Origin of the sequence: Silvanigrella sp. (assembly GCF_044369315.1) — a bacterium.
Lineage (GTDB): Bacteria > Bdellovibrionota_B > Oligoflexia > Silvanigrellales > Silvanigrellaceae > Silvanigrella.
The window spans coordinates 1-10,439 of the sequence record NZ_JBIPMD010000105.1 but is presented as its reverse complement, the minus strand read 5'-3'; the positions used below and the strand labels follow the sequence as shown (position 1 = coordinate 10,439).

At 32.6% G+C, this 10,439-nt stretch carries 7 protein-coding genes; 4 read left to right on the top strand and 3 right to left on the bottom strand.

All coding sequences use genetic code 11. From position 1 onward, the window contains the following. A partial coding sequence (locus ACIQ56_RS09715) for a glycoside hydrolase family 26 protein (RefSeq protein ID WP_397600868.1) occupies positions 1 to 974 on the bottom strand: 974 nt, incomplete at its 3' end. Between the two features lie 457 nt (positions 975 to 1,431). Here ACIQ56_RS09715 and ACIQ56_RS09710 point away from each other — a divergent pair. Continuing rightward, entirely contained in the window at positions 1,432 to 2,316 is an 885-nt protein-coding gene (locus ACIQ56_RS09710) for a follicular epithelium yolk protein subunit (protein ID WP_397600867.1), read from the top strand. Here the strand turns inward: ACIQ56_RS09710 and ACIQ56_RS09705 are convergent. Further along, positions 2,310 to 2,606 (bottom strand): hypothetical protein, encoded by a 297-nt coding sequence (locus tag ACIQ56_RS09705; protein WP_397600866.1) that lies wholly within the window; start codon positions 2,604 to 2,606, stop codon positions 2,310 to 2,312. The two genes, ACIQ56_RS09710 and ACIQ56_RS09705, sit on opposite strands and share 7 nt — an antisense overlap. Before the next feature lie 225 nt (positions 2,607 to 2,831). Between ACIQ56_RS09705 and gltX the strand changes: the two genes are divergently transcribed. From gltX to ACIQ56_RS09690, 3 genes are all read left to right on the top strand, one after another. Continuing rightward, the gene (gene gltX, locus ACIQ56_RS09700; RefSeq protein ID WP_397600865.1) at positions 2,832 to 4,283 is read left to right on the top strand and encodes a glutamate--tRNA ligase; all 1,452 of its coding nucleotides are present in this window, start codon (positions 2,832 to 2,834) and stop codon (positions 4,281 to 4,283) included. 7 nt (positions 4,284 to 4,290) lie between these two features. Further along, on the top strand, positions 4,291 to 7,050 hold the full coding sequence (locus ACIQ56_RS09695) for a M16 family metallopeptidase (protein WP_397600864.1): 2,760 nt from the start codon (positions 4,291 to 4,293) through the stop codon (positions 7,048 to 7,050). Positions 7,051 to 7,120: 70 nt separating this feature from the next. Beyond that, positions 7,121 to 8,551, top strand: coding sequence for a sensor histidine kinase (locus ACIQ56_RS09690; RefSeq protein WP_397600863.1), 1,431 nt, complete (start codon positions 7,121 to 7,123; stop codon positions 8,549 to 8,551). Positions 8,552 to 8,553: 2 nt separating this feature from the next. On the opposite strand, the gene ACIQ56_RS09685 is transcribed toward ACIQ56_RS09690, so the two are convergent. Further along, positions 8,554 to 10,173 carry a beta-ketoacyl synthase N-terminal-like domain-containing protein gene (locus ACIQ56_RS09685; protein WP_397600862.1) on the bottom strand — a complete coding sequence of 540 codons (1,620 nt, stop codon included), beginning with the start codon at positions 10,171 to 10,173 and terminating at the stop codon, positions 8,554 to 8,556. Positions 10,174 to 10,439 lie beyond the last annotated feature (266 nt).

The window sequence follows — 10,439 nt, the reverse complement described above, 5'->3', positions numbered from 1 at the left end:
ATACCCGAGTCAATATCTTTTTGTTTACTAAAATTAAAGTAAACAGCCATTCTCAAATGATATCTTTTTAAATTTTCTTTGTTAGATAACCATTGAAACGTTTCTTCAAGCCATAATGCTTTTTTACTTGCATTAAAAGTATTTTTTACTTTAGCAGAAGTGCCAAATTCGCAAATTCCTAAGGGTTTATTTGATAAAGCGTTCATTCTTAACATGGGCTCTTCAAATATTTCAAAGAAGGATTTCCAAGGTCCATGCCCTCCCCAATTATAACCATCCAGACCTAACCATTCTGTATAATCATCACCAGGATAATAATTTTCAAATGGCTGTGTATTTAAATCTACGCAATTTGGTGAAAAAATAAATAAAACTTGTTCTTTATTGAATCCAAAATTACGTAAATATTTATAAACATAATGCCACATTTTTATAAATTCTTCTGGGTTTGAATACACCCTATAATGAATATTCATTTCATGTGCAAAACGAATAAATATTTTTGGATTTCCATAAATAGGACTAGGTTTCGCATTCTTTAAATATTCTTTTATAGAATGACAACAACGTGACAAATAATTATCAAATATACCAGTATAAATTCTTTTACACATATCAACAGGTGTTTTTTCAATTGCTCCTGTTGATGGGTACCAACTTAACAAAGGAATTCTTCCTGAATTCCAAAGATTTAATGGAATTGTGTAAAAAAGGGGAATGACCATATCATATGGAGTTGATCTATAATCAAACATGGAAAAAAAATGGAAAATATCATGTTTATGTCCAACATAATCTTCAAATTTATTCAATTCATTTAGATAATTAATTTTATAACTCATTTCATTGCAAATACCGGTTAACAAATTCATATTTTGATCATCTAAAGAATTTGCGTTCAAATTTATAAACTTTGAGGCTTGATAAAAAGCTCCAAATAATAGCATTGATTTTAATATTTTTCTTCTATTCATTTCAAATTCCAATTTCATATTACTAAACACAAATATCTTAAAATAATAAAATAAATTATTATTTTATAACAAAAATATGAAATGACATTATTTGTTTATTTTTTCAATCAATTTTATAAATTAAATTTATTTTAATAGTAAATTAAATTACTTATACATTTAAAGTTACAAAGATGTTTTTTAGTTTTTAAAAAAACATTTATCTAAAATTTAGATAATTATAATTTGTATTTTATTTTTATAGATATATTTATTCTATAAAAATTATTATTTATTTTAAGATAATCAATTTCCTATTATATATTCTATCCTATTTTAATATTATATTAATCAATTCTTAATTACCTTTATTTTACAATAAAACTCTAAAAGATCTCTTTCGATTGTTATTTTTCTTTTTTATCAAAGAAAACTATCAATATAATCAAATATTAATTACTTATTAGGAGTATAAAATATGTCAATTTTAATTTCCGCAATTGCCGGTTTAAATTTAGCATCTTCTAATGTAACAACTCAAGGAAGTGAGTTTCATGTAATTACAGAGCAAGAAAGAAAGACTTTTCAAATAAATGATATTCAATTAAAAAATGCAGTTTCTAGAGCCTTTGGGCAAGCACCAACAGATGCTTTTGTAAAAAGTTCTGATTCGTGGCCAAGCAAAAATTGGGTTGATTTATATTCAAGATATAACTGGCCTCAAGTAACCACAGTACTCGAAGTACAAAATGCAAAAATAATAGATATTTCTTCAAAACCTGTGATAATTGCATCTCGATTTTTTCAAAACAAATCTACAAAACCAGCAACATTTACAGCAAATATTACTGAAAACGTAGCAAATACAATAGAAAGCAATTGGAACTCTTCGCAATCTATTACGACGGGTTTGTCGTTCACTGAAAAAGTCGAAATTGGAATTGAGGGTGTTGGTAAAGGTGGATTTGAATCGACTCAATCCTTCAGTATGACAGATACTTGGGGTAAAGGCGGAGCCTCTAGTCATTCCACAACGGTGGGCTCGTCTTCAGGACTTTCCATTCCTTTAAACCCCGGAGAAGCTGTGACAGCACAACTCATTGCCACACGTGGTTCTATGAAAGTAAGAGTTCAATATAAAGTTTACTTAACAGGAGCAACTGCAATTAACTATGAACGCAGCTATCAGGGACGCCACTTTTGGGCCCTTCCAATCCAAAATGTAATGAGTTCTGCAGGAATTCCAAATTATCAAATTGTGACACAAGATATTGAAGTCGGCTATTATTCGGATGCATCTGTTATTGTACAAGATAGCTATGGCGTGACAAAAGCATTTGTACCTGCTGTTGTCTCTCAATAATTTCTTAAATAAGCGGGTATTTCTATATCCATTTCAAAATGAAATTTTAATTTAAATTTACATTCATAATTATGTTCACCTTTAACAAGAATATCAAACTCCTCATTTGATATTTCTTTTATCGAGTGAACATAATCGTTTAATTGACAATGCACTTCTACATATAATTCAGCAGCACTCGCTACATTTCTTGAAAAGACAGTGACATCCTCAATCCAAAGATCTTTTTTTAATAAATCTTGTTTAAATACTTGAAAGTAAAAGCCTCTATCCATGCTGTCCTTATTCATAATCTTTGATTTTCCGCCCTTTGCGAACGCTAAAAGGTAAATTTTATTTTTTAAAAGTGAAGTTTATCCTTAAGCAAAAGAATCTGTCTTCTTTCGAAGGAGTATACGGCCCACCTCTTATTTTGCAACTAAGACAATGATTTCTATCGTTGCCAAAGGAATACAACCTGAGGTAAAGCCTAATGTCATGGGATAATGATCCCCAATTACTCTAGGAGCCTTTCCATGTTGCAAACAAATAAAGAAGTGAGAGTTCGAATTGCCCCAAGCCCAACTGGCGACCCCCATATTGGAACAGCTTATATTGCCTTATTCAATTATGTATTTACAAAAAAAAATAATGGAAAATTTATTATCCGCATTGAAGATACCGATCAAAAAAGATACCGCTCCGATAGTGAAGCGATGATCCTAGATGCCCTAAAATGGGTAGGTATTCAATGGGACGAAGGCCCTGATATTGGTGGTCCCTATGCCCCTTATAAACAAAGTGAAAGAAAAGAAATATATAGAGAATATGCGGAATCTCTAATTCATAAGGGACATGCTTACCGTTGTTTTTGTTCAACACAAAGATTAGATATTTTAAGAAAATCACAACAAGCACAAAAATTACCTCCTGGTTATGATCGTTTATGTCGTGACCTTCCTCAACAAGATGTCGAACAAAAACTTGCCGAAGGAATTCCTCATGTCATTCGTATGAAAATGCCGACAATAGGCAAAACATCTTTTAGAGATACATTACGAGGCAATATTGAATTTGATAATGATGGTGTTGATGATCAAGTCTTGCTAAAAACAGATGGATTTCCAACCTATCATCTTGCCGTTGTTGTAGATGATAATTTAATGAAAATCACTCATGTTATTCGTGGAGAAGAATGGATTTCTTCTACTCCAAAACACATTATGCTTTATGAAATGTTTGGCTGGGATAAACCAGAGTTTTGTCACCTTCCTTTGTTACGTAATGCAGATAAATCAAAAATATCAAAACGGAAAAATCCTACTTCAATAAATTATTATAGACGTAAAGGAATTTTACCTGAAACCCTTAGAAACTTTTTAGCTCTAATGGGATGGAACTTTGGGGATAATGTTGAAAAATTTACCACACAAGAAATGATTGAAGGGTTTACTTGGGAAAGAATGACTCTTGGTGGTCCTGTATTTGATCTTAAAAAACTATCTTGGTTAAATGGGCAATATTTAAAATTAGAAAGTAACGAAAAATGGCTTTCTCATTTAAAAAATGTCGTTTTTAATGATGACTATTTATTAAAAATAATTCCACTTATTAAAGAGCGCGTTGAAAAATTTGAAGATTTTATAGACAATACGTCTTTCTTTTTTCAAGGTGATTTAAATTATGCAAATGCTCCTCTTGTTCCAAAAGGAAGAACTGCTGCAGAAATCGCTGGGTTTTTAAATGACCTTGTTCTTAAACTTGATATTTGTGAAAATTGGAATCACAATGAAATACATCAAATTTTTAATCAGTATTTAACTGAAAAGGAATTAAAGCCTAAAGATGTATTTATGCCTATGAGAGTTGCTGTAACAGGAAGTAAAGAAACACCACCACTTTTTGAATGCATCGAAGTTTTAGGAAAAGATATTTTACAAAGAAGAGTACGACTTGCAATTGATTTTTTAAAAACAATGAAAGAGTAAATTGAGAATGCACAACCTTAAAAGTCAAATTATCCATCGTTACCTTCCTAATGGAATGGAGGTTTATCTTCACCCATCGGATTTTGCTCCTATAGTTTCCATTCAAGTTTTAGTGAAAGCAGGCTCTATCGACGAAGATGATAAAGAAATTCAAGAGGGGGGCATTGCTCACGTATTGGAACATATGCTTTTTAAAGGTACAAAAAAATATCCGAATACAGGACAAATTGCTTCTACAGTTGAATTTGAAGGCGGCGATATCAACGCCTATACCACATTTGATCACACAAATTATCATCTTACTGCGCCCTCTTCTTTTGCATTAAAAGGGGCGGAATTATTATTAGATGTTGTTCAAAATAGCTTGTTAGACAAAGAAGAACTTGAAAGAGAACTCGAAGTTATTATTGAAGAAATAAAACGCAGTCGTGACAATCCCAATGCCGTCGTATCACACAATCTGTTTTCTCTCTTTTATGAGGGAACAAGAATGGCAAAACCCGTCATAGGGGATCAATCTGTCGTCGAAAATTTTAAAAGAGAACAAGTTCATCATTTTTATAAAAAATGGTATATCCCAAATAATATTATTTTTATTGCCACTGGTGATTTTAATAATGAGGAAATGTGGGAACATCTTTCAAAACTTTCAGAAGAATTTTTACCCCAAACGGTTCCTCAACGGGAAAGACCACCTCTTCCTATTAATGAATCCCAAAAACAACCAACAGCAAAAATTGAAAGAGGAGCTTGGCAAGAAGCGCGCGTTCAAATCGCAACCACAGCTCCTACTTTAGAAAGCCACGACATGCCTGTATGGGATGTTTTTGCTTCTATTTTAGGTGAAGCCGATTCTTCGCGTTTAACTCGTATTTTACGAGACGAACTTCAGCTTATCACAAGCATTGATTGTTCTTGTTATACTCCAAAATACCCAACAGGCCTTTTAGGAATTGGATTTTTTGGAATGGCAAAAAATGCCATGCACGCTTTAAAAATTATTGTTCAAGAAATACGCCGTTTGGCTGAAGTTCCACCAACTAGAGAAGAATTAACACGGGTGCTAAATACATTAAAAGCACAACGTATTTATTCGCGTGAAAGTATGGACGGTATTTCGCGCTGTGCAGGAATGAGCTTACAAACTTCTCAAAAATTAGAATTTGAAAATTTGTATATGGAATCTGTTTCTAAAGTGACAACAGAACAAATTCGTTTAACAGCACAAAAAGTAATGACTCAACTTGAGGCTGGAAATTTTCATATTTCCGTTGCTCTTGCTAAAGAATCTCTCCCCGAAATTACTGAAAAAGATTTTATAGATTCTGTTTTTCATGCTGTAAAAATGACCCATCATAATGAAGAGCCATTAGAGGCCAGTTTACAAAAAAGCAATAGCCCAAATTACTCTAAGGAAAGTTGGATTTCTCTTTATGACAGAAAGACATCCGAACTTAATTCCGATGTAAAACAAATTAAAATCCAACTCCCTTTTGGTAAAACGTTAAAAATCAATTATCGACTTTCAAAAAGACTTCCCGTAACAAGCGGTATGCTTTTACTAAAAGGTGGTCTTATGAATGAGCCAAAAGATAAAAACGGGGTTAGTGGGCTCATGGCGAGCATGTTAACGAGAGGCACTCAAAGACAAAATTATAGAAAATTCATTGAAGAACTTGAAGACAATGCTTCCAGTATTAGTGCTTTTTCTTCTCGTGATCTTTTTGGGATGCGTTTTGATTCCATTAGCGAAAATAGTTTAAGAACAGCTCAAATGCTTTTGGATTGTTTCTTTAGACCTGAGTTTTCTCAATCCGAATGGCAAAGAACATATAAAGAAACAATTGAAGTCTTAATTGCTCAAAAGGATAGCCCAGCAGCTCGACTGGCAAGAGTTTCACAACCTTTATTGTTTCCAAATCACCCCTATGCCCTTTCAGGCATTGGTTCCGAAAAATCTTTAGAAAACGTAACAAAAGAAGATGCTCAAGAATTTTGGTCACAACTTTTTCATGCGAAAGAATTTGTTTTTTCAGTAGCAGGTGATTTTGATTTACGTTCCTTTGTGAATTTAATTGAATCTGAATTTAAAACTTTCTTTGATTCTGAATATGAAAATAAATTACATGAAAAACAATTTGAACCTCAATTTCCTGTTCATAAAGATCCCCTAGTTGGATTCGATGAACTTGAAAGAGAACAAGCTCATATTACAGTTTCCTTTCGTTCCTACCCAATTTCAGATTCCAGAAGAACAGCCCTAGAACTTGGTGCAAATATATTAGCAGGCCAAGGCGGTAGATTATTTCTCGATTTAAGAGATAAAAAATCACTTGCCTATACTGTAAGTGCATCACAATCTCCTAATGTATTAGCAGGAGTTTTTACGGCCTATATTGCGACAGCTTCTCATAAAGTAAAAGAAGCCATTGAAGGAATGAAGCTTCATATTGAACGTTTGGCAGCGGAACCACCAACGGAAGATGAATTAAAACGTGCTCAAAGATCGGTCCTTGGATCCCAGAGTATAGAATCTCAACACCATAACTACCAAGCTTCTCAGCTGGCAATGAGTGATGTTTACGGACTTGAATTCGACAATTTTCTTCGTTTTTCCGAACGTGTCAATGCCGTTACTCCTGAAATGATAAGCAACGTGCTAAAATCTTTATTAAGTGAAAATCCTCCTATTATTTCGATTGTAGGACCTCGGGAAACTTGGATTCCAAATAATGATAATCCTGTTTTAAAATGGGATATAAATTAAAGAATCCCTTAGATTTATGAATTAAAAATAGAACTGTTTCCTACTTTTGCATTAAAGGAAAATTAAAAGTATGGATTTTAAGTTTTTCTTCGATCATTCTAAAGATGCTTTATTTTTAATTGATAGATCTGGCAAAATAAATTCTTCAAATCTTGTTTCACAAAAACATCATTTGACTGAAGGAAAAGATTTATTTTCACTTTTAGTTCCGAGCGAACGCGACAAAGTAACAGAAACAGTTTATAATTTAATAGATAACAAATCTAATGAAACTGTTTTAATAGAATTATCCTGTTTTCCAGAAATGCTTTCAAGATCTCGTTGGAAAATTTCATTTATTCCTGAATTAAATCAAACTGCATTTTGTTGTGAAGAATTATCTCAATATTCACCCGAAGATTTTTTATTACACACAGGTTTAATGAAAATTATTTTTGATAACGATCCTAACTTAATAGCAATTATAAATCGAGTAGGACAATACTTATTTGCAAATAAAGCTATCTATGAATTTGCAAACATCAAGACTCCTCAAAGCATAGAAGTCCTCAATCGTTTGTTAGAAGATAAAGAATTATGGCTTCCAGGTACGGAAGAAACTTCAGATACTTCCGAACTTAAAATATCCGAAATTGAATTAACAACAGATCCTGCCGGAAATGCGACGTGGTTTGAAAATATTAAAGTACCCATAAAAATGACTTTTGGCGAAGAGGTTACGTTAATTATTTCAAAAAATGTAACAAATTGGAAAATGTCTGAAAAAAGACTTGTTGATCATCAACAAGCTCTATTTCATTCCAATCGATTATCTTATTTAGGAGAAATGGCGGGACAAATTGCTCATGAAATTAATAACCCTTTGACTATTATTCTTGGCAATTCACAAATTATGAAAAAAAGCATAAAGGGTGAAGTGAGTGAAGAAAATGAAATGTTATTAAAATCAATTCAAAAAATTGAGACCATGGTAGAAAGAATTACAAAATTAATTAAAATGATGAGAACATTATCTAAACAAAATAATATTCTCCCTCAGTCTAAATCAAAAGTTTTTGACCTTGTGAGTTCAGTTATAAGCACATTAAATGATAAATTTAATGCCTATGAAATTGAAATCACAAAAAATACCAATAATTTAGAAAAAATAGAAATTCTTTGTTACCCTACAGAAATATCCCAGGTTATTTTAAATATATTGTTAAATTCAATTGACGCAATTATTCTTAGTAAAAGAACAGAAGCTAGAAAAATAGCTGTTAACTTAGAACAGAAAAAAAATGAAATATTAATTAAAATAACAAATAATGGAGATGAAATATCAAAAGATATTTCAGATAGAATTTTTGAACCTTTTTTTACAACAAAACCTGTTGGACATGGAACAGGGTTAGGTTTAAGTATTTCAAAAAGAATTATTGAACAACATCAAGGAAATATTAGCTTTGAAAGCAGTATAGAAAAAACAACGTTTATAATAACTTTACCTATTTGTGACTAATATTACCTTACTCTTGCAATCACACAACTTGTTGTTCCACCTAATCCCATACTTAATTTACCACAAACTAATCCATCTTCAGGTGCTGGAATTTCAACAACTTTATCTAATAATAAATTTCGATTTAAAGAAGAAATTTTAGGATTCACATTTGCGGGATTGATTCCAGAAGGTAACAATTGATAAGTATTTTTATCTGTCTTTTTTGTTCCTAAAAGTTGAGCTGTAAGTTCCCAACCTCCACCAACAGACATGCCGTGTCCAAATATTCCTTTACGCGCCGAAATATAAGCCGATTTTGGAGCAAATTCTTCTATTAAATTAAATTCATTCCAATCCCCTGGTGTTCCTGTAGCATGCATATCCCAGAGATTGATTTTAGAAGGACTGATATCTGCATTTTCAAAGGCTCTTCGGATAGCAAGCTTTGGACCTTCTTTTGAAGGTGTGATGATATGTTCAGCATCACTACTAACTCCCGCCCCTAAAATTTCAACGGAAAGAGGTTCAATTTCAAATTTTTTCATAGCGTCTTCAGCAGCAATAATCCAAGTACATGCTCCACCAGAAATATGAGTGCCTCTTAAATCGCAAAATGGAACTCCGTGAGATTCTCCTAAAACAGCCAATCGTCCGTTGTAGAATGCAGAGATCAATTCATTAGAAGGATTGGCGTCGGTTGCGCCAATAATAGCAAGATCTGTTCGTCCTGATTGAATTTCTAGCAACGCATTGTCAATCATGGTTCCAAAAGAAGCACATGCTCCTGCAAAACCTGTAGAAGTCCCATGCAAATTTAATACCATGGAAGCTTGAGCTGCAGACACATTAGGAACATTCCATAATAAATTAGGCGATGTGCTTTCCCAAGGAGGCGTAGGGGCGCGGTATTTATCTAAAAGAATCTTACGTGCTTTTGTTTTTGAGCGAATTAAAGCCAATTTTGCAGCATCGATATCAATACCAACAACAGGGAGTACTTCAATTTCTTTTAATTCTGTTAAATATTTTTGATATAAGTCGGATTGGTCTATCCAATAAGCATTCCAAACTTTTAAAGATTCGTATCGTTCAAAAGAATCCACGGGAAAGGTGTTTGGATTTACGGGTGCGTTTTTATCTTTGGATTCTCCGTTTAAATGGGCTTTGCATTTTTCATTTCGAACAGGATCCGCCCAAAAAGAATTCCATTGAAAAAATCCAGCATCGGTTTCTCTTGCGGCTTTACAAATGACAGGCAAATCGGCAAGACCATTTGCATACTGGATTGTAAGACGTGGATCGAGAAGTTTAATAGCTCTCTCTAAACCAGGTCTTGAGTTTATGGCGTCAATTAAACTCCCCATAGAATACTTTACCAGATCACCACTTTTTTCATTCAAAAGAGTGAATCTTTTAGGGCCATGACGCTCTTCAAGCCAATTTTTATATTTGAAAAAATCAAATTTAGGAATTCCCGCTAAAAATAAACTTGAAAGAGATTTTTTCAAAGATAAGGAGGATTCCCCTTTTTCAACAATAGAAAGAAATTCATCCAAATTTGAAGCGCCAGGAGCGACTACTGAAGCAGCATAAAGAAAAACTTTCCTACGCTTAGAAGGAGAACTTGAATTTATAGTCATGCGACACTTCCTCTTTGGTTTAATAACAACCAGAAGTAAATAAACCAATATAACCTAGTTTAAAAGGGGAACACAAGGTATTTAACTATAACGAGCATTAAGTGACAAGGCTCCCTTTAAAAATCAAAATAATTTTGCATATTAAAATAACTTACACAAGTCAGTTTATTTTTTTGTAATGCTAAAATTTATGACATTTTTAAATGGGAAGCTATTAAAAAAACAAGACTGCGAAAGATATTAGAATCACTTTTTAATCGTTTCTT